At 52.0% G+C, this 19,896-nt stretch carries 19 protein-coding genes, 1 tRNA gene and 1 riboswitch (1 of these 21 cut by a window edge); of the genes, 14 read left to right on the forward strand and 6 right to left on the reverse strand.

What is annotated here, in order from left to right; all coding sequences use genetic code 11:
- Window positions 1–40: 40 nt before the first annotated feature.
- Window positions 41–226, reverse strand: a complete 186-nt coding sequence (locus QQM41_RS07450) for a YqaE/Pmp3 family membrane protein (protein ID WP_003624197.1) — start codon at window positions 224–226, stop codon at window positions 41–43.
- Window positions 227–420: 194 nt separating this feature from the next.
- Here QQM41_RS07450 and gyrA point away from each other — a divergent pair, with 194 nt between their 5' ends.
- From gyrA to QQM41_RS07470, 4 genes are all read left to right on the forward strand, one after another.
- The gene (gyrA, locus tag QQM41_RS07455; protein WP_339076714.1) at window positions 421–3,186 is read left to right on the forward strand and encodes a DNA gyrase subunit A; all 2,766 of its coding nucleotides are present in this window, start codon (window positions 421–423) and stop codon (window positions 3,184–3,186) included.
- Entirely contained in the window at window positions 3,183–3,722 is a 540-nt protein-coding gene (coaD, locus tag QQM41_RS07460; RefSeq protein ID WP_339076715.1) for a pantetheine-phosphate adenylyltransferase, read from the forward strand. Before gyrA ends, coaD begins: the two co-directional genes overlap by 4 nt.
- A 41-nt stretch (window positions 3,723–3,763) precedes the next feature.
- Window positions 3,764–4,255 (forward strand): peptidylprolyl isomerase, encoded by a 492-nt coding sequence (locus tag QQM41_RS07465; protein ID WP_050818603.1) that lies wholly within the window; start codon window positions 3,764–3,766, stop codon window positions 4,253–4,255.
- Between the two features lie 189 nt (window positions 4,256–4,444).
- A tRNA-Lys gene (locus tag QQM41_RS07470) sits at window positions 4,445–4,520 on the forward strand.
- A 52-nt stretch (window positions 4,521–4,572) separates the two neighbouring features.
- On the opposite strand, the gene QQM41_RS07475 is transcribed toward QQM41_RS07470, so the two are convergent.
- Window positions 4,573–5,490 carry a LysR family transcriptional regulator gene (locus QQM41_RS07475; protein ID WP_339076716.1) on the reverse strand — a complete coding sequence of 306 codons (918 nt, stop codon included), beginning with the start codon at window positions 5,488–5,490 and terminating at the stop codon, window positions 4,573–4,575.
- Window positions 5,491–5,554: 64 nt separating this feature from the next.
- On the opposite strand from QQM41_RS07475, the gene QQM41_RS07480 reads away from it, so the two are divergent.
- The 6 genes from QQM41_RS07480 to gcvP all read left to right on the forward strand — a co-directional run bounded on the left by QQM41_RS07480 (window position 5,555) and on the right by gcvP (window position 14,412).
- The gene (locus QQM41_RS07480) at window positions 5,555–7,981 is read left to right on the forward strand and encodes a hypothetical protein (protein WP_339076717.1); all 2,427 of its coding nucleotides are present in this window, start codon (window positions 5,555–5,557) and stop codon (window positions 7,979–7,981) included.
- A 154-nt stretch (window positions 7,982–8,135) separates the two neighbouring features.
- Entirely contained in the window at window positions 8,136–8,603 is a 468-nt protein-coding gene (gene speD, locus QQM41_RS07485; RefSeq protein ID WP_014457515.1) for an adenosylmethionine decarboxylase, read from the forward strand.
- 110 nt (window positions 8,604–8,713) lie between these two features.
- A complete protein-coding gene (gene speE, locus QQM41_RS07490) occupies window positions 8,714–9,586 on the forward strand; it encodes a polyamine aminopropyltransferase (RefSeq protein ID WP_339078085.1) in 873 nt (290 codons plus the stop codon).
- 52 nt (window positions 9,587–9,638) lie between these two features.
- Window positions 9,639–9,724: riboswitch (glycine riboswitch) on the forward strand.
- 159 nt (window positions 9,725–9,883) lie between these two features.
- Window positions 9,884–11,020, forward strand: coding sequence for a glycine cleavage system aminomethyltransferase GcvT (gene gcvT, locus QQM41_RS07495; RefSeq protein ID WP_050818600.1), 1,137 nt, complete (start codon window positions 9,884–9,886; stop codon window positions 11,018–11,020).
- Window positions 11,021–11,065: 45 nt separating this feature from the next.
- Window positions 11,066–11,431: a glycine cleavage system protein GcvH gene (gcvH, locus tag QQM41_RS07500; RefSeq protein WP_050818599.1), complete on the forward strand. Its 366-nt coding sequence runs from the start codon at window positions 11,066–11,068 to the stop codon at window positions 11,429–11,431.
- A 20-nt stretch (window positions 11,432–11,451) separates the two neighbouring features.
- On the forward strand, window positions 11,452–14,412 hold the full coding sequence (gene gcvP, locus QQM41_RS07505) for an aminomethyl-transferring glycine dehydrogenase (RefSeq protein ID WP_339076718.1): 2,961 nt from the start codon (window positions 11,452–11,454) through the stop codon (window positions 14,410–14,412).
- Between the two features lie 164 nt (window positions 14,413–14,576).
- Here the strand turns inward: gcvP and QQM41_RS07510 are convergent, their stop codons facing one another.
- The 4 genes from QQM41_RS07510 to QQM41_RS07525 form a co-directional block, all read right to left on the reverse strand.
- Window positions 14,577–15,350 (reverse strand): CHAP domain-containing protein, encoded by a 774-nt coding sequence (locus QQM41_RS07510; protein ID WP_339076719.1) that lies wholly within the window; start codon window positions 15,348–15,350, stop codon window positions 14,577–14,579.
- Window positions 15,351–15,643: 293 nt separating this feature from the next.
- A complete protein-coding gene (locus tag QQM41_RS07515) occupies window positions 15,644–15,994 on the reverse strand; it encodes a RidA family protein (protein WP_003624223.1) in 351 nt (116 codons plus the stop codon).
- A gap of 87 nt (window positions 15,995–16,081) precedes the next feature.
- Window positions 16,082–16,732 (reverse strand): nucleotidyltransferase family protein, encoded by a 651-nt coding sequence (locus tag QQM41_RS07520; protein WP_339076720.1) that lies wholly within the window; start codon window positions 16,730–16,732, stop codon window positions 16,082–16,084.
- On the reverse strand, window positions 16,726–17,817 hold the full coding sequence (locus QQM41_RS07525) for an XdhC/CoxI family protein (RefSeq protein WP_339076721.1): 1,092 nt from the start codon (window positions 17,815–17,817) through the stop codon (window positions 16,726–16,728). The genes QQM41_RS07520 and QQM41_RS07525 overlap by 7 nt, the downstream gene beginning before the upstream one ends.
- Window positions 17,818–17,932: 115 nt before the next feature.
- Between QQM41_RS07525 and QQM41_RS07530 the strand changes: the two genes are divergently transcribed.
- The 4 genes from QQM41_RS07530 to QQM41_RS07545 all read left to right on the forward strand — a co-directional run.
- Window positions 17,933–18,355 (forward strand): host attachment protein, encoded by a 423-nt coding sequence (locus tag QQM41_RS07530; protein ID WP_003631043.1) that lies wholly within the window; start codon window positions 17,933–17,935, stop codon window positions 18,353–18,355.
- Between the two features lie 113 nt (window positions 18,356–18,468).
- Window positions 18,469–19,140: an MBL fold metallo-hydrolase gene (locus QQM41_RS07535; protein WP_339076722.1), complete on the forward strand. Its 672-nt coding sequence runs from the start codon at window positions 18,469–18,471 to the stop codon at window positions 19,138–19,140.
- Entirely contained in the window at window positions 19,137–19,667 is a 531-nt protein-coding gene (locus QQM41_RS07540; protein WP_339076723.1) for a DUF192 domain-containing protein, read from the forward strand. Before QQM41_RS07535 ends, QQM41_RS07540 begins: the two co-directional genes overlap by 4 nt.
- A gap of 84 nt (window positions 19,668–19,751) precedes the next feature.
- A protein-coding gene (locus tag QQM41_RS07545) for an NAD-dependent epimerase/dehydratase family protein (protein ID WP_339076724.1) crosses the window boundary here: on the forward strand, window positions 19,752–19,896 show its start. Its footprint extends 830 nt past the window's final position; only the first 145 of its 975 coding nucleotides appear in the window; the start codon lies at window positions 19,752–19,754; its stop codon lies off the right edge, out of view.

Raw genomic sequence — 19,896 nt, forward strand, 5'->3', positions numbered from 1 at the left:
AGGGAGCTGCCTTTTTTTCATTAACCTATGTATTGGGTTTTTATCGGCCCATCCGGGAAAGTTTTTTATCTGTTTCATATTGGTTGAGCGCATAAACAGACCAGATGGCTGCTGGAATCCAGCCAATAACAGTTATCTGCAATATCAGGCAGATAATGCCCGAAAATGGGCGGCCAATCGTAAAAAACTGAAACCACGGAAACAGTAATGCCAAAAGTAGGCGCATGGCTGGAACTCCTTATAGTGTGCATCATGATGGGCACAGCCTTTTGCCCGAAGCAAGTCTGCTATTTCAGCCGCTAGGTGGTGCGGGTTTTGTGTGCTAGAAAATATTCTGCAAGTGCCGGGTAACCGGTGCAGAAGTGGATTTGGCACATGCTCCATAATCTGGAGCGTGCAGCATGACAGAGCGGATAAACCTTGACCGAGATTTCTGACCAGCCGGGTGTACCGGAACCCTCAGACCTTCTGCCCGTAACCATTGAGGAGGAGATGCGCTCCTCCTACCTCGCGTATGCGATGTCGGTTATTGTCAGCCGTGCGCTGCCGGATGTGCGAGATGGTCTTAAACCTGTTCATCGTCGCATCCTGTATGCCATGCATGAGAGTGGTTTTACCTACGATAAACCTTATCGCAAATCTGCCCGCGCAGTTGGTGAGGTTATGGGTAAATACCATCCGCATGGTGACTCCTCCATTTATGATGCCATGGTGCGTATGGCTCAGTCTTGGTCCATGCGGGTCAAGCTGATTGACGGGCAGGGTAACTTTGGCTCGGTGGATGGTGATAGCCCCGCCGCCATGCGTTATACCGAAGCTCGGCTGGCCAAAGCTTCCACATTTCTGTTGAATGATATTGACCGCGATACGGTCGATTTTCAGCCGAACTATGATGAAAGTGAAGAAGAACCAACCGTTCTTCCTGCCACTTTTCCAAATCTGCTGATCAATGGTGCCACGGGTATTGCGGTGGGTATGGCCACCAATATTCCCACGCATAATCCATCAGAAGTTATTGATGCCACGCTGGCACTGATTGCCAATCCAGATCTCTCGCTTGATGATCTGATGGAATATGTGCCGGGGCCGGATTTCCCCACAGGTGGTATTATCCTTGGGCGGTCTGGTATCCGCAGTGCGTTTGCTACTGGGCGCGGGGCCATTATTATTCGTGCCAAGGCAGATATTGAAGAAATTCGCAAAGACCGTAAGGCCATTATCGTTACGGAAATTCCGTATCAGGTTAACAAGGCCACTTTGCAGGAACGTATTGCCGATCTGGTACGCAACAAGCAGATCGAAGGCATTGCCGATATCCGTGATGAATCTGATCGCTCCGGTATGCGGGTGGTTATCGAAATCAAGCGTGATGCCACACCAGAAGTGGTGCTGAACCAGCTTTATCGTTTCACCCAGCTTCAGACATCCTTTGGCGTGAATATGCTGGCGCTGGATGGTGGCAAGCCCCGCCTGATGGGCCTGAAGGATGTGCTGGAAGCCTTTATTGCGTTCCGTGAGGAAGTGATTCTCCGCCGTTCGCGGTTTGAGTTGAACAAGGCGCGTGATCGCGGGCACATTCTGGTTGGGCTGGTTATTGCCGTTGCCAATATTGATGCCGTTATTGCTCTGATTCGTGGGGCACCAGATGCCGCCGCAGCGCGTGAAGCGCTTATGGCTGCGGAATGGAATGCCGCAGATGTAGAACCCTTGCTGGCTCTGATTCATGATGACGGCAACGTGGTTGTAGACGGCAAGGTACGTCTGACAGAAGCACAGGCACGCGGTATTCTGGAACTGCGTCTACAACGCCTGACAGGTCTGGAACGCGATAAGATCCAGCAGGAACTCTCGGAAGTTGCTCAGCGCATTAACGAGCTTCTGGAAATTATCGGCAGTCATGTCCGCCGCATGGAAGTGCTGCGTGATGAACTTTCCGTAGCACGGGCGGAAATTGCCACCCCACGCATGACCGAAATTGCGGATTATGCGGGGGATCAGGATGATGAAAGCCTGATCGAACCTGGCCAGATGGTTGTAACCATTACGCGGGAAGGGTTTATTAAACGCACGCCGCTGGATGTGTTCCGTGCGCAAAACCGTGGTGGTCGCGGCCGCACAGGTGCCAGCACCCGTGGCGATGATATTGTTGTACGGTCCTTTAATGCCCACACCCATCAGTGGGTCATGTTCTTCTCTTCTGGCGGTAAAGTGTATCGTCAAAAGGTCTGGCGTCTGCCAGAAGCCGGGCCAGCCGCCAAAGGCCGCGCCTTGGTGAACCTGTTGCCAGATCTGGGTTCCGATAGCATTACGGCTGTGCTGCCACTGCCGCAGGATGAGGAACTGTGGGAGGCCCTGCATCTGGTCTTTGCAACAGCCAGCGGCAATGTTCGCCGTAACCGTTTGAGTGATTTCCGCAATATCCGCTCGTCCGGCATGATCGCCATGAAGCTGGATGAAGGGGATAGCCTGATAGGCGTTGCCACCTGCCGAGAAGGGCAGGATGTGTTCCTTGCGACACGTGGGGCACGGTGTATCCGCTTCCAGATTACCGATGACACATTGCGTGTGTTTGCTGGTCGTGGGTCTTCTGGTGTGCGGGGTATTCGCCTTGCAGAAGGTGACCGCGTGATCAGCCTTGCTGTGCTGAATCATGTTGAAGCAACGGTAGAAGAACGCTCAGCTTACCTGCGGATGGCAAATGCCAAGCGTCGGGCTGAAAACGCAGCAGAAGCGGCTGAGGAAGATGCAGATACCGTGCAGGCCGATTCGGATGAAGAAGAAGGCAGCAACACCGATGCACTGCTTTCTCCGGAACGTTTTGCGCAGCTCGAAGAAGCTGAAGAAATTCTGCTGATTGTCAGCGATGGTGGCTTCGGGCGTCGCTCTTCCGCGTATGATTACCGTGTAAGTGGGCGTGGCGGGCAAGGCATTACCAACATGACGTTCTCCGCCAACAAGCGCGGGAAAGAAGTGGCTGCCACCTTGCCTGTTCTGGAAGGCACGGATGTGATGCTGGTAACGGATGCTGGTCGCCTTATCCGTGTGCCGGTTGATCAGGTGCGTGTCATGGCGCGTCAGGCTAGCGGTGTAACGCTATTCCGCCTGAATGATGATGAACGCGTTACCAGCGTCTTCCCCGTTATGGATGATGGTGAAGATGAGGCAGGAGAGGCTGAGGGGGAATGAAAACCCCCGTAGGCTCCGTGCCCAAGCGGGTAGGCTTTTACGCTGGCACGTTTGATCCGGTAACGGTTGGCCATCTGGATGTGATTGAACGTGCATCCCGTTTGGTGGATCGGCTGGTGATAGGTGTGGCCCACAACCCCGGCAAAAATCCGCTTATGCCATTGGATGAGCGGATTGCCTGTGTGGAAGAAGCCTTACCTGCCATTCGCCAGAACACGGGTGGGGATATTGTGGTGGTGCCATTTAATTCCCTGTTGGTGAAGGCTGTGCGAGAACACGGTGCAACGCTGATTTTCCGCGGTCTTCGGGTGCTTTCGGATTTTGATTACGAAATCCAGATGAGCGGCGTAAACCGCAAACTGGATGCCGGAATTGAAAGCGTGTTCCTTATGGCTTCGGAACACACCCAATTTATTTCTTCGCGTCTGGTGAAAGAAATTGCCAGTTACGGCGGAGATATTTCGGAATTTGTAACACCAGGCACGCAGGCGCGTTTGTTGGCACGTCTAGCAGACAGAAAAAACGTTTCTGTCTGAAGTGGCAAGCATGGGTGTTGCAAACACAAGGAGAGTTTCTGATGTCTTCAGAAGATAAAAACGATATCATTCATATGGATATCCCGCACGGTCGCGTCATTATTAGACTGCGGCCGGATCTGGCCCCCAAGGCTGCGGAACGTATTCGCACGCTGGCGGCAGAAGGTTTTTACGATAACGTACCTTTCCACCGTGTTATTCCTGGCTTTATGGCGCAGGGTGGTGACCCAACGGGCACGGGTATGCATGGCAGCAAACTGCCGGATCTGCCTGCAGAGTTCACCAACAAAGCCAAGTTTGAACGTGGCACCATCGGCATGGCTCGGACGTCTGATCCGAACAGTGCCAACAGCCAGTTCTTCATCATGTTTGAACCTTCTCCGCACCTTGATGGTCAGTACACCATTGTGGGTGAAGTGATTGAAGGCATGGAAAACGTAGATAAAATCAAACATGGTTCTGGCATGTCCGGCATGGTGAAGGATCCGGATCGGATTTCTCGCATGCGTCCGGCAGTTGGCGAAAAATCCTGATTTTTCGAATATCTGCAAAAAAGCGTCACTCCTATTGGGGGTGGCGCTTTTTTTATGTCTGAAAGCAATCAAACCATCTGATTTTACAGGAATGGCACAAAATTCTTTCTACTGCTTGACAGAGGCAAGGTAATCCGTTTAGGAACACCTCCATCGCGCAGACATCAAGTTTTGCACGGTTAAAGGTGTGAGCCGGTAGCTCAGTTGGTAGAGCATTCGACTTTTAATCGAATGGTCGAGGGTTCGAGTCCCTCCCGGCTCACCATTTTAAAATCTTCCAAAATATAAAAGACAATTTTGCCCATATATCTCTTGGGCTACGCCGCGTTTTCCCATGGCGGAATTGGGCCATAACACTGAGCAAGATAATCAATCATGGCACGGACTTTTAAGGGAATACTTGTGCCGGGCGCATAAACGGCGTGTAAGTCTGGTCCCGGTGTGGTGGGGTAATCTAGCGATAAAGCAATAAGTTGGCCGCGTTGCAGTTCTTGACTCACAACAAAAAGCGGCAAATAAGCAATGCCAGCGCCAGCTACTGTGGCCTCCCGCAAGGCATCTCCATTATTGGCGGAGAGCAGGCCGGAAACAGAAACGGTTTTTTCTCTGTTTTCTCCAAAATGCCAGCGGGATGCGCTGTTGTTCCCGCTCAGGGTATATCCAAGGCAATTATGATGCTGCAATGCATCGACATGCGTGGGTGTGCCAGCTTTTGCCAAATAAGCAGGTGAGGCACAGATAACCATACGCACAGCAGCCAATTTACGTGCACGCAGCGTGCTGACCGTAAGGTTGCGAATACGTAGTGTAAGATCCCAGCCTTCCTCAACCAGATCTACAGGGCGGTCATTCAAGCCAAGCTCTATCTGAACCTTCGGATATCGTCGGCTGAATTCAGGCAGATAAGGTGCAACATACCGTATGGCGAAGGAAACAGGGGCATTCAGGCGCAATTGCCCACGCGGTTCACGGTACTGTTCGCTTACGGTTTGCTCCATGTTTTCTACATCGGCCAGAATGCGCTGGCAGCTTTCCAAAAACAGGCGTCCCGCTTCAGTTAAGGAGAGATGCCGCGTGCTGCGTTGAAACAGGGAAACGCCTAACCGTGTTTCCAATGCTGTAACATGTTTGGTCACCATGGTTGGAGAAAGCGCCATAAGGCGTGCGGCACCCGTAAAGCTGCCTGCTGCTACAACTTTGACAAAAATCTGCATACTGGTGATGCGATCCAGCATTTATAGCGCCCCAGCATGATGGAAACGGTTAGTTTTTTCTAGCATAGGCTGTGGCTCCTTTGTCATGCAGGCCGTATGCTGCCAAAAGCAGCATTGCAGCATGTTTGAGGTTGGAGGAGATGTGGCAACAGGTAAATCTGTAATGGGCAAATATATGTGCGGAATGCTTTCTGCCTGTTTATTGCTGCCCATGTTGCCAGCTGTAGCCGGTGAAGATGGCCTGCATGCTCTTCCCGTTCCTGCTGTGCAGGAAGAATCTCTGGATGGTCAGCAAGGGGCATCTCTTTTTCTGCCTATAGGGGCAGAGGTTGCGCTTGCCGCTTTTTGGTCTGGGCCTGATCTACTGATAGTGGCGGATCGTCCTGTAGCATCTTTGGCGCACAATTTTGCAGGCCAAGGCATTTTTGCAGATACGGATGTTACGGTTCTGGAAAGTGCCACCGTTTTGCGTGTTCATATGCCATCTCATCCGCATATTGTGTTGCGTAAAAAGCTAGATGGCTGGCTGGTGGTGCAGCTTCAAAAAGACGATTCAGATCGCACAAAGTCTGCACCGCCTGCGGTTATGATGCCAGAGGCCGTTCTCTTTCCACAAAAACAGTCTGGTCACGTTATCTCGTTTCCAGATCCAGCTACCGGCACACGGTTGCTGATTGTGCCAGCTGTTACGGAAACCGGAAATCGCTCTCCCTATAGGGCCATCGGGTATGGCGTGCGTGCATCTGCCCAAGGTGTTGTGGTGGCAGCAGATTCATCGCAGATCAGATTGGACGTTGTCACAAACAAAGGCGTCTTTCTTTCTGCATTGGGGCTGGATGCTTTGCCAGTAGGGCTGGGAACACCAGAAACAGCACCGCTGGAAGGTGGGCAGGATTGGTTCTGGTTGGGGTTACGTTCGGCGCCAGCTGCTGTTTTACAAAAAAACTGGCTCACAGCAAAAACGGATGCTGAAAAGGCTCCACCTTCTTTGCGGTGGCCAGCGCAGGTTTCTGCTGCACGTGCTGCTTTTGCGGCCGGACATCCAGAAGATGCGTGGCATCTTGTTAAGAATATGCCCCAGCGTTCTGAACCGGGCGGCCCACCAGTGGGAGTGCTCTTTCTACGAGCTTGCGCCGCGTTGCTAAGCCACGATGTAAATGCTGCAGCGCCCGTTCTGGCGCAGATAGAAGGCGCAGTTCCAGAACTGGAGATATGGCATGCGCTGTATCTGATGTTGAGTGGTGCAAACAGCAAAGATGCATCTGTTCTGCTTGCACGCCATTACGAACAGATCCTGCGCTATCCACAACCGTTGCGTGATCTGCTTCTTTCTCAGGTTATAAATTATATTGCACGTTATGGCACGGATGAAGCAGCATCCATTCTGGAACCTCTGCCCACTGATGGCGTTTATGATCTTGCGCGTGCGTTTATGCAAAACCGTGAAGGAAATGCAGAGCCTGCACGGATTGCGCTGGAAAATCTGACAGCTGCGGCAGACCCGGAAAAAGCCGCTTATGCGCGTGCAGATCTGGTAAACTTTCTGTTGCAACATGATCAAATTGATGCCGGCATGGCTGCGGAGAGCTTTCAAAACCTTCTTGATGGGAAAGAAGGCGTTGGAAAGGCTGTGCCTTCTGCGCGCGCATATACCAATTTCTTATTATCTTCAGCACTGGTACAATGCGGTTGGGCAAAACAGGCTTTAACAGTGCTGGACGGGCTTTCTGCCTCGGCACAAATGCCACAGGATAGGTTGGAGGTTTTACGGCGGCAGGCCTTGTACGTGCTTGCGTTTAATACTCTGCCATCAGGCAAAGCAGTGGGCGGAGAGGACGGGGCATTATCTGCAGAGCAACGGGTGCATATTTTGCAAACCCAACTGCCTTTGCTGGAAGATAATACATACAAGGCAAAACTGTTGAGAGGTTACGGAGCGCTTCTGTTGCAGATAGGGCAGGCCGATGCTGCGCTTATGGCGTTTAAACAAGCCGTTGTGCTGACAGCTGATCCGGTAGTACGAGCGGAAATACAGGAGCAAATTGTTCAGGCCGCTTTCAAGGCAGGCAATGTAAATGCCGCTATGGTGGCATTGGAACAAAGCACTGTGCCCGGTTTGCCGGAGGATATGGCTGCACGCCGCCATTATGATGAAGCGCATCTTGCGCTGGCCAAAGGGGATAGAGCAGGCGCATTGGCCCTGCTGGCTGATGATGAATCCGATACGGGTTTGGAACTGCGTGGGCAATTGTATGAGCAAGGCAAGCAATGGGCAGATGCCGTGCAGGTGGTTGGGCGTTTGGCTAGTCATGCCTTGCCAGAAACAGGGGCTTTAACACAGCGTCAGCAAGACCTTGTCATGCAGCTTGCGGCCGATTCTGCCGCAGCACATGATGCAGATACCTTGCAGCGCCTTAAGGCTTGGCTGGGAGGGCGAACGCTGGGAAAAGGGCAGGATCGCCAGTTTGACATTCTTGTGAAACAAACTGTGCATTCTTCTACAGAGCGTTGATTATTCTGTATTTTAGGGTGGCGGGTTTCTGAAAAATTGATGAAACACGTAAATAATGCTTGCAACGTAGGCGCAGGGGTCCTACCAAGCGCGCTCTTGGCCCAAGGGGGCAATTTTTGCCCAACAGGCTGTCTACTGGTTTGGGGGTACGTCAATGAACGCACTTGCTCAACTGGGGATGGTCTCGGAACACCCGAGCAATAACCAGGCATTTTCTGTTCCGGTCTCGTCTGCTGACGAAGAGCGTAAAGATTACTTCGTCGAAAAGAATGGCGAGAAGTTTGCAGGTACTCACCTGCTTGTCGATATGTGGGGCGCCACAAATCTGGATGATCCAGAAAAAATCGACGCAACACTGTGCGAAGCAGCGCGTGCTGCCGGGGCCACAATCCTGCACAGTCATTTCCATCATTTTTCACCCAACGGGGGTGTTTCTGGCGTGGTGGTGCTGGCTGAAAGCCATATTTCCATTCACACTTGGCCAGAACGCGACTTTGCTGCGGTGGACATCTTTATGTGTGGTGCGTGTGATCCGCACCTGTCCATCCCTGTTATGCAGCGTCTTTTTCAGGCCAAACGGCTTGAAGTGGATGAAGAACGCCGCGGCCGCGTAGTTGCCTAAAGGCTGTTTTTCTTAAAGTTGTAAACTCTGTTTGACGGTCGTGCTGATACAGTTCTGAAAAAGGGCGGTGTCAGCACGGCCCATCTGCGTATGTGGAAGATAAAGCTGGTATGGCAGAAACATGGATTGAAGAAACCCTGTACGATAACTGGGGGCAGCGTTTCCGTGTGGTAAAGGAATTGGCACGCACGCGTAGCCCGTTTCAGGATATTGTTGTTTTTGAAAGTGACTCCCACGGTCGTGTGCTCATGCTGGATGGCGTGGTGCAGATTACCGAGAAGGATGAATTTGTTTATCAGGAAATGCTCACGCATGTTCCTCTGTTTACACATGCTAACCCAAAAAATGTGCTGATCATTGGCGCAGGGGATGGCGGCGTTCTGCGCCGTGTTCTGGAGCATCCCGGTATTGAAAAAGCCGTGATGGTGGAAATTGACGGTGCTGTTATAGAACTTTCAAAACAGCACCTTCCGTCTATCGCTGGGGATGCATGGAACAACCCACGCGCAGAAGTGATTGTGGGAGACGGCATAGATTACGTTGCCCGCGCGGCGGATGCCTCGTTTGACGTGATTATTGTTGATAGCACAGACCCGATAGGTGTGGGCGAAGTGCTGTTTACAGATTCCTTTTACGAACACTGCGCACGCATTCTTACCTCTGAAGGGCTGATTGTGAACCAGTGCGGCGTGCCCTTTATGCAGGCGGATGAACTGCATGAAACCAGCGAACGGCGTGCAAAGTTCTTTCCGCATGTGTCTGCCTATGTGGCCGCTGTGCCAACCTATGTGGGTGGGTTCATGACACTGGGGATTGCCAGCAAGGGGAGCAACCTGCAAGCGCAGGACGTGGAACAGGTTCGTGCCCGTGCGCAGGTAGCCGGTATTTTGGAAAAGACCCAATACTGGACGCCCGAAATCCATGTAGGTTCGTTTAATCTGCCGCCTTATATTGCCAAGCATTTGCCCAAAGCTGCTGGCTAATACGTGTAACAGGGGCCGTGATTGACTTGAAAGCGAAATGATGTCACGGTTCCTGAGCGCAGAGGGAGAGACTGGCTTGGCCAGCGCCGAAGGAGCAACCGCCCCGGAAACTCTCAGGCAGAAGGACCCTGCGTTTTAAAACTTCTGGAGAGAGGTGCAATCGCACCCGCCGACGGGATAGCGATCTCAGGCAAAAGCACAGAAGGGGCAGCGGATTGTGTAATCCGGAGCCTCGTGTTGTGCTGATGTGTCTGTCAGATTGCAGTGGGTTCCGGCCTTTTTGGCAAGGCGGCGTGCATGGGCACCGATACTCTCCTTCATACTCCCCTCTATTCATTGCATGAAGAATCCGGCGGCAAGATGGTGCCGTTTGCGGGTTATGCCATGCCTTTGCAGTATGCAGATGGCATTATGGCCGAGCACCGGCATGTGCGTGAGCATGTTGGGCTGTTTGATGTTTCCCACATGGGGCAGGTGCTGCTGCGCCCGCGTTCGGGCGATGTAGATGATGCAGCTTTGGCGCTGGAAAAACTGGTGCCTGCAGATATTGCTGCCCTTAAGCATGGTCGCCAGCGTTATACCCAGTTCACCAATGCCGAAGGTGGCATTCTGGATGATCTGATGGTGGCGCGTCTGGAAGATGGCCTTCTGCTGGTGGTGAATGCTGCATGTAAGGAAGCTGATCTGGAACTCCTGCAATCTGAACTGGTGGCAGAATGTGTTGTGGAGTTGCAGGAAGATCGGGCGCTGCTTGCCTTGCAGGGGCCAGAAGCCGAACAGACTTTGGCTGTGTTTGCCGATGATGTGCGCAAGATGGTGTTCATGGATGTGCGCACTCTGGATGTGGATGGTGCTCGCTGTGTGATTTCCCGTTCCGGCTATACGGGTGAAGATGGGTTTGAAATTTCTGTTTCCGCCAAGGATGCAGATCGGGTTGCCCGTAAACTGCTGGAACAGCCCAACGTAAAACTGATCGGCTTGGGTGCGCGAGACAGCCTGCGGCTTGAAGCAGGTATGTGTCTGTATGGTTCCGATATTGATACCACTACCACGCCGGTTGAAGCTGCACTTGAATGGTCTATCCAGAAGTCTCGCCGTAACGGTGGCGCACGTGCTGGTGGGTTCCCCGGTGCGGATATTATTCTTGGCCAGCTTGAAAATGGCGTAAGCCGTCGCCGCGTTGGGTTGAGGCCGGAGGGGCGTGCGCCTGTGCGGCATGATGCGCCTTTATATGCAGATGCAGAATTTGCCACGCATATCGGCAAAGTTACGTCTGGTGCATTTGGCCCCACAGTGGGTGGGCCGGTAGCGATGGGCTACGTGGCTACCAATGACAGCCAGATAGGGCATACCGTTTTTGCAGAATTGCGTGGGCGTTCCGTGCCTTCCGTAATAAGTGCACTGCCTTTTGTGCCAGCGCATTTCAAACGCTAGGCCGTTGAGACGCAGATTGACTTTACCCTTGGAGAAATTGAGAAAATGACCCTGTATTTCACAAAAGAACATGAATGGTTGCGCGTGGATGGTGAAACAGCAACCGTAGGCATTACGCGCCATGCAGCCGATGAACTGGGTGAACTGGTGTTTATTGAAGCACGCCCATCCGGCACAGAAGTAAAAGCAGGGGAATCCATTGCAGTTGTGGAATCCGTTAAGGCTGCTTCTGATATTTATGCCCCAGTTGATGGTGAAGTTCTGGAAAACAATGCTGCGCTGGCTGATGATCCGGCACGGGTAAGTTCTGACCCAGAAGGGGAAGGCTGGATTGTTAAATTCCGCATTACCAACCCAGATCAGCTTTCCGGGCTGATGGATGCCGCAGCATATGCAGCTTTTGTAGGCTGATTTCTGCCTGATTGGAAAAAATGGCCCGTTCCAGACGGGCCTTGTTCAGGAAAATTTTCTACATGTTCTCCCTTGCTCCCGGTTCGGATGCACGTGCTCAACAGAGTATTGAAGCTCTGCCCGCTTTTGCTGCTTTAAAAGCCGAAGGTGCGGCGTTTGCCACACGTCACATTGGCCCAACTGCAGCAGATCAGGCCGAAATGCTGCGTGTTGTTGGTGCTGCCTCTTTGGATGATCTGATCGATCAGACACTTCCTGCTTCCATTCGCGCCCAGAAACCCTTGGGGCTTGGCGTTGGGTGGACGGAAACGCAGGTGCTTGCGCGCTTGCGTGAACTGGCCGGACAAAATCAGGTTATGACATCCCTGATTGGGCAAGGGTATTACGGTACGGTGCTGCCTGCTGTTATCCAGCGGAATATTCTGGAAAATCCGGCATGGTACACAGCTTACACACCGTATCAGCCAGAAATTAGTCAGGGCCGCCTGGAAGCTCTGCTGAATTTCCAGACCATGATTACAGAGCTAACAGGGCTGGATATCGCCAACTCTTCTCTGTTGGATGAAGCCACGGCAGCGGCAGAAGCCATGGCATTGGCCCGTCGGGTAGCTACCTCCAAATCCACCGTGTTTTTTGTGGATGCGGAATGTCTGCCGCAGACTATTGCTGTATTGAAAACCCGTGCAGAGCCTATGGGCATTACGCTCCAGATAGGTCGGCCCGAAACGGATCTAGATGCCCAAAACGTATTTGGGGCCATTTTCCAGTATCCCGGCACATCTGGCCAGATTACAAACCCGCAAAAACAGATTGAAAGCCTGCATGCTGCAGGGGCTATTGCGGTTATGGCGGCAGATCCGCTGGCTTTAACATTGCTTGCAGCCCCGGGTGAACTGGGGGCAGATATTGCTATTGGTTCTACCCAGCGCTTTGGTATTCCCATGGGGTATGGTGGGCCGCATGCAGCGTATATGGCTGTGCGAGATGCCTATAAACGCAGCATGCCAGGGCGCTTGGTTGGTGTTTCGGTCGATAGCGCTGGGCGTCCGGCATATCGTCTTGCCCTGCAAACCCGTGAACAGCATATTCGGCGCGAAAAAGCCACGTCCAACATCTGCACCGCGCAGGTGCTGTTGGCTGTTATTGCTGGCATGTATGCTGTTTATCATGGGCCAGAAGGTTTAAAGGCGATTGCGCAGCGCATTCACGGTCTTGCTGCTACATTGGCGGCTGGCTTGCGGGTGCTGGGTGTAATCGTTGAAACAACCGCATTTTTTGACACGCTGACGGTAAATGTAGGCGAAGGCGCTGCTGATTTACTGGAACGTGCACGTTCTGCAGGCATGAACCTGCGGGATGCAGGGAACGGACGCATTGGCATCAGTCTGGATGAAACCAGCACGCCAGAAACCGTTTACGCTGTATGGTCTGTTTTTTGTGCCGAGCACGGACGTGTAGAAAAAATGGCGCAGGCCCTTCCGGCAGCTTCCATAGCATTGCCCGAGGATGTGCGCCGCCAGTCTGGCTTTATGGCGCAGCCTGTGTTCCGTTCCTGTAGCTCAGAAACAGATATGCTGCGTTATCTGCGGCGCCTGTCAGACAAGGATCTGGCGCTGGACCGGACGATGATCCCGTTGGGGTCTTGCACCATGAAGCTGAATGCCACGGTGGAAATGTTGCCGATTACGTGGTCTGGCTTTTGTGACATCCATCCGTTTGCACCAGCAGATCAGGCAAAAGGCTATCAGGTTCTTTTGCAGGATCTGGAAAAGTGGTTGTGTGCTATCAGCGGTTATGATGCGGTTTCTTTCCAGCCCAATTCTGGTGCGCAGGGTGAATATGCAGGCTTGCTTGTTATTCGTGCGTATCATCAGGCCCGAGGGGAAGGGCACCGGACAGTTTGCCTGATTCCTGCTTCTGCCCATGGCACCAACCCGGCTTCGGCTCAAATGGCGGGCATGAAAGTTGTGGTCGTAAAGTGCGATGCTGGCGGCAACATTGATCTGGAAGACATGCGTGAGAAAATAAAAGCGCATGCCAATGATCTGGCTGCTGTCATGATTACCTATCCTTCCACTCACGGTGTGTTTGAAGAAAACATGCGTGAAATCTGTGATCTGGTGCATGCAACCGGTGGGCAGGTATATGTGGACGGCGCCAATATGAATGCTCAGGTGGGGCTGGCCCGTCCGGCAGATTATGGTGGGGATGTGAGCCACTTTAACCTGCATAAGACTTTCTGCATCCCGCATGGTGGCGGTGGGCCCGGTATGGGGCCAATTGGTGTGCGGGCGCATCTGGCACCTTATCTGCCCGGAAACCCGGCAGACGCAGAGGTTCCCATGGCTGTAAGTGCGGCTCCTTTTGGGTCAGCCTCTATCCTGCCGATCTCATGGGCCTATATTCGCCTGATGGGGGATGAAGGACTTAAACGGGCTACGCAGGTGGCTATTCTCAACGCCAATTATATTGTGAGCCGCCTGAAAGATGCTTACCCTGTGCTTTATCAGGGCGCACATGGGCGTGTTGCGCATGAATGTATTCTGGATTTGCGTCCGATCAAGAATACAACGGGTGTGACCGTAGATGATATGTCCAAGCGTTTGGTTGACTACGGTTTTCATGCACCAACGGTGAGTTTTCCGGTGGCAGGTACTTTCATGATCGAGCCAACCGAATCTGAAGGAAAAGCAGAGCTGGATCGTTTTTGCGACGCCATGTTGGCTATGCGTGAGGAAGTGCGTGCCATTGAAAATGGTCAGGTGACAGCTGAAGATGCAGTGCTGCGTCATGCGCCCCATACAGGCCTTGCGCTGACAGCAACGGAATGGGCGCATCCTTATACACGGCAGGAGGCATGTTTCCCCGGCAATGTGCAGCCAGAAACCAAATATTGGCCACCAGTAGGCCGAATTGACAACGTATATGGTGACAGAAACCTAGTTTGTTCTTGTCCGGATATTGCGGAATGGATGGAATAAACTAGACGTTTCTTCTTGCTATTAAAAAGGGGAGCAGCCAATGAGGTTGCTCCCCTTTTTATATTCTGCCCCGGCGGTTTTGGAGCATGGAAAAGGCAATAAAAAAACGCCCGACAAAGCCGGGCGTTGAAAAAACTGTTTCGTGCAGAAACTAAACGTAGATTTTAGTTATTATCATCAAAGGCAATATTGGGGTCTTCCTGACCAGCGGATATCTGGCGAGGTGTTGCCGGGGCCTGAGCCAACTGTGTTGTCGTGCTTTTCTTGGCCCATGCCGTCATAACTTCCTGCTGCATGTTCCGTTCTGCACCAGGGTGGCGGGCATAAATAAAGCCATAGGTTGGATAGATAGACCCGAAGCCACCAGAATGATTGTTCAGCGCCACACGCACAGCAGACCAATCATTGTTGGGGGAAACATCAATCACGGCCACGTTGCGGCTGATGCCTGCCTGTGCCCAGTGTGACTGATCAATCATAATCGTACGGTTATCTACAACATTGCGCACTACAGCAACGTGACCCAAGGGCATGCGGCGTGTTGCGCGGAAGTTCAGCACACTGCCTGCCTCTGGGGCATGGCCGCGGTCATAAACGCCGCTTGCATTATGCCACCAGTCACGCGCATTGCCATGTAGCATTACTTCAGATGCGGATTTGGCGTAAGCAACGCACTGGATAACGTGCCCACCATGATACCCGGACCGATAACGCCCCGTAGCAGGGTGCCAACGGCCACCTGCATATCGGCCAGCAGCATGACCGGATGCAGAGAATACAATTTTATGCACACCGGTATGATGAGAAGCCGCATGATAGGTGCGGGCAGATGCAGATGCAGTAAAAGCAGAAACGGACAGAAAAGATAAAACGGCCAGCTTCAGTTTGAGAATTCCGGACCGTCCGTGCCGCATTGTGCTTACCTTTCCTGATCGCATTTGCCGTGAGTTGGGGTACTGCAATGTTCGGGTTCAGGTATTAAACATCCATGCAGATCAGGCAAGCGTTCATTGCGCACCAAAATCGTTAAAGTTACTCTTTGCTGTATTAATGGGTATCAAAAAGAAAAATTAGGATTTTAATCCTAACTGGTGTCACGAATTCGCCTGATTCCGTTTCATTCAGGGCTTTGTTTAGGAGAACAGGGAATGCGCGCCAGTTGGTGATGATTCGGGGGAATGTTGCATGAATGCCACGTTCTTTCTCATCACCAACTGGCAGAGATCAGGTCTTATTTTGTGGTGGTGACCATGATTTCCACAAGGATACGTGGGTCAGCCATCACAGCCTGAACGCAAGCACGGGCAGGGGCCATATTTTCTGGCAGCCACGCGCTCCAGATTTTGTTCAGCTTATCGCGGTCATTAATGTCTTTAACCCAGATTTGCGCCTGCAAAATGCGGGTGTTGTCTGTGCCGTGCTGTTCCAGCAGTGTATCAATCTGTTCCAGCACATCACGTGTCTGGCCTTCAACATCCTGATCCAGATTGCGGGCGACAACACCCTGCGTGAAAATAAAACCGTGGTATTCAACCGCCGCAGAAAGAATGGGGTTGGGGTTGGTGCGTAGGATTTTGCTCATGATGATCCCTTGTTGAAAACAGACAAAACGACCGTTCAGTGAAAACTTGCGGCCTGTTTTGAATTGTCGGAGGGTGTGTCCCTCTGGTCAACTGTCTGGAAAAGACATCTGACGATATATTGCCAGTCGTTCTGGCGTATCAAAATCAACCAGTTCGGCAGAATTGGCTGGAATAAGGCGTATATCAGCGCCCAGATTGCGCAAAACGGCACGCCCTCCCTGATCTCCCGTAATCTGAAGCAACTTGCTGAATTGTGATGGATTCCAGACAACAGGGTTGCCAACCTTGCCGTTCCGTAAAGGAGCAGTGGCGGCAGGAGCATAGTGGTGCTGGGTTTCCATCAGGGTATTCAGCAATGTTGTAGAAACCAGCGGCATATCGCTCAGACACATAAGCAGGCTTTGTGCATTTCCTGCTTGAGCAGCCTGAACGCCTGTGTGCAAAGAAGCAGAAAGGCCAGAATGTGCATTCAAAACAGTTTGTAACTGTAGCCTTCCTGCTTTGAGGGCATGGTGGAAATATGAGCGGATAACCGCTTCAAGCTCCGGCTGCTCTGGCGGTAAAAGTGTCAGAACAGTTTCAGCTTTGCTGTTGAGAATATTTTTGAGTGTCTGAACCAACATGGGTTGCCCCGCCGCGTCTGGAGCTAACAGTTTGTTGGTGGGAGCTGTGCGAGAAGAACGGCCAGCGCATAGCACGCAGGCCCATGTTCCAGGCAGGAATGGAGGTGTTACCACCCGCGTATATCTGCCAAGGGAGCATGACGGCGGGTGGCAACAATTTCTGCCATAATGGAAAGGGCAATTTCTTCGGTCCCTACTGCGCCAATAGCCAAGCCAACCGGGCCGCGTATGCGTTTAAGGTCTTGTTCGGTAAAGCCGAGAGTTTGCAAGCGTTGTAACCGGCTTGCCTGTGTTTTGCGTGATCCTAAAGCGCCAATATAAAAAGCAGGGCTTTTCAAGGCCGCTTCTAGGGTTGGGTCATCCAGCTTGGCATCATGCGTCAGGGTCACAATGGCGGTCATGGTATCAACCCCCAAGGCTTCCAGGGCTTCGTCCGGCCATTCTGTAATAAGAGTGGTGCCACTTTCCAGGCCCGGGAAGCGGTCTGGTGTCGCCAATGCTTCCCGCGGGTCTATGACGATGGGAGAAAAGCCGGTTATCTGCGCCATGCGCGCGAGATACTGCGCAATATGTACCGCTCCTACAATAAGCAGACGCGGAGGTGGAATAATGGGTTGCACAAACCATTTTTGGCCATCTGCTTCTTCTACAGTTGTGCAACGCCCATCTTGTAGCTGATGGAAGGCAGCTTCCTGCACGGATGGAGGAAGCCCTTCGTGGGTATTTTGTGGGGGAGCTTGTACAAGCACATGCTGTTTACCATCCAAGTTGCGCACGAGTACTGCCGCTTTGCGGGAAGCTTGAATGTCACATATCTGTTCCAGCAAATGTAGAGGCCATGTGCCTGTTGGGCAGGCAGGGCTTTGAATAGCCTCTACCATAACATCCAGCTTGCCACCGCAGGCCAACCCAACTTCCCATGCTTTGGCACTGCTCACGCCATAGGAAATGACGGTTGGTGCTTGCCCATCCATAATGTCTTGGGCGTGCAGCATAACATCTGTTTCCACACAGCCGCCGCTTACAGAACCTTCCATAAGGCCATTTTTGCTCATGACCATATTGCTGCCTGCAGGACGGGGGGAACTGCCCCACGTGCCTGTTACGGTTGCGATGGCAACGGCCTGCCCCTGGCGTGCCCAGAGGAGAGCGTGATCAAGAGGCGTAACAAGTTGGGAAAAGGGGGCTGGAACTGTCATGCCTCAATCCTATATCACTCAGCACGCAGACTGCACATCAGCAGCGCAGCAGCGCTGGTGGTTAAATGTCGCATAATACGGCATGCTGGCAGGCTGATAGAGTGATTTGAAAAGGATGTATTCCATGACGGAAGCAAGAGATGGCCTGGTAGTTTACGTTGTTGCAGATGGTGGCAAAGTACGTTTTCTGCATGATGCAGAAGGCGAAATGCGCGATGTGCAGGATTTTGATACGCGTGGCCATGAAGGTACACCGGGTAAAATGCCTTCCGGCTCTACCCCGGCAGATGATGCAAAAGATGCTTTTGCCCGCGTTGTGGCAGACCGCATGAACAGCATGATTGCTCATGGCGGTAAGGTTGATGGTTTTGTGGTTGCTGCTCCGGCACCCATTATTCATGAAATCAAAACACATCTGAGCAAGCCGGCAACGGCAAAGATTATCAAAACATTCACCAAGGATCTGACCAACGTGCCGGCGCATGAACTGCGTAAGCACTTTGATATTCCGGAAACCGGCTGGGTGCTGCCTCAATAAGCAGAACACTTTGTTGTATAAAAAACTGCCAGACACTGGTTCTGGCAGTTTTTTTTTGTGTAAAACCCATCAAAGCATTGCTCAGGTAATATAGAGAACAGAGGAATTAAGGCATGCAGGTCAATTACCCGGATATGCAGTTGCGTATCGTGCCGGTTACGCCATTTCGGCAGAATTGCTCTGTTCTGTGGCATGAAAAAACACGTAAAGCCGTTGTTGTGGATGCTGGTGGGGATGCGGATGTCCTGCTTGATTTCTTAAAAAAAAATATACTGGAAGTAGAAGCCATTCTGCTCACGCACGGTCATCTGGATCATGCCGGAGGGGTGGCGGCTTTGTGCCGAGGGCTGGAAAATACGCAGAAAACCCGGCCAGATGTTATTGGGCCGAATATTCATGATCAGTTTTTGCTCCAATCCATTGTAGAGCAAGCCCGTCATTTTGGGCTTTCGGATTTAGAAAATGTAGATGTTGACCGTTTTACCGAAGACGGTGAAAGTCTGAACTATCTCGGATGTACATTTCGTGTTGTGCATGTTCCGGGGCATACGCCCGGGCATGTTGTATTTGTGGATGAAAAGGCGCGTTTTGCTTTTGTGGGAGATGTTCTTTTTAGAGGAACAATAGGTAGAACAGATTTTGCATACGGTAATAGCCAACAGCTTATTCAAGGCATAAAGGAAAAACTACTTCCTTTAGGGGATGACATTGTTATCGTGCCAGGGCATGGCGGACTGACGACACTAGGGGCAGAACGTGCCAGTAATCCATTTCTGCAAAGATGATGGGACCAAGGAGAACAGATAAGGTGCTGACAAAAAAACTGTTGGGGCTGATGGCAGCCTGCATGATCGGCGGTGCCGCGGGTTCTCTCTTACCTGCTTGTGCGGAAGAAACCGGAGAGCCAACACAAGCTCAGTCTGAATTGCCGCGGGAAGAATTGGCTATAGTTTCTCCAAGTGGGCGGCATGTTTTTTCAGTTGAGTTGGCAAAAACCCCGCGTGAACAGCAGGTGGGGGAAATGTTTCGCCAGCATCTTCCAGAAAACTCAGGCATGCTTTTTGTGTGGAAAACACCACAGCAAAGTGACATGTGGATGGAAAATACGCTGATTCCGCTGGATATTGTTTTTATAGATGCGGATCATCGTATTCAGGCTATTACAGAAAATGCAGTGCCACGTAGCTTGGCGCGCATCAGCAGTCATGGCCCGGTAGCTGCTACGCTTGAGCTGGCAGGGGGCGTAACTGCCAAGTTTGGCATTACTGTAGGTGATAAGGTGGAAGCTCCATCTTTAAGTAAAAAGCTTTAATCAACAGCCGTTTTGGCGGCTAAGATTCTTGCAGTCATCATGGGTAGGGCCAAAAGGTTGCCCTGCGGCGTAGGGCAATAAATTTTGACACTTTTGGTAACTGGAGCCGCCGGTTTTGTAGGCTTCCATGTCACGCAGGCCCTTTTGGCACGTGGCGAACAGGTGATTGGGATTGATAATCTGAATGGTTATTATAATCCCCAACTCAAGCAGGCACGTCTTGCCCTGC

The organism is Acetobacter sp. AC2005, from assembly GCF_037901235.1.
GTDB lineage: Bacteria > Pseudomonadota > Alphaproteobacteria > Acetobacterales > Acetobacteraceae > Acetobacter > Acetobacter oryzoeni.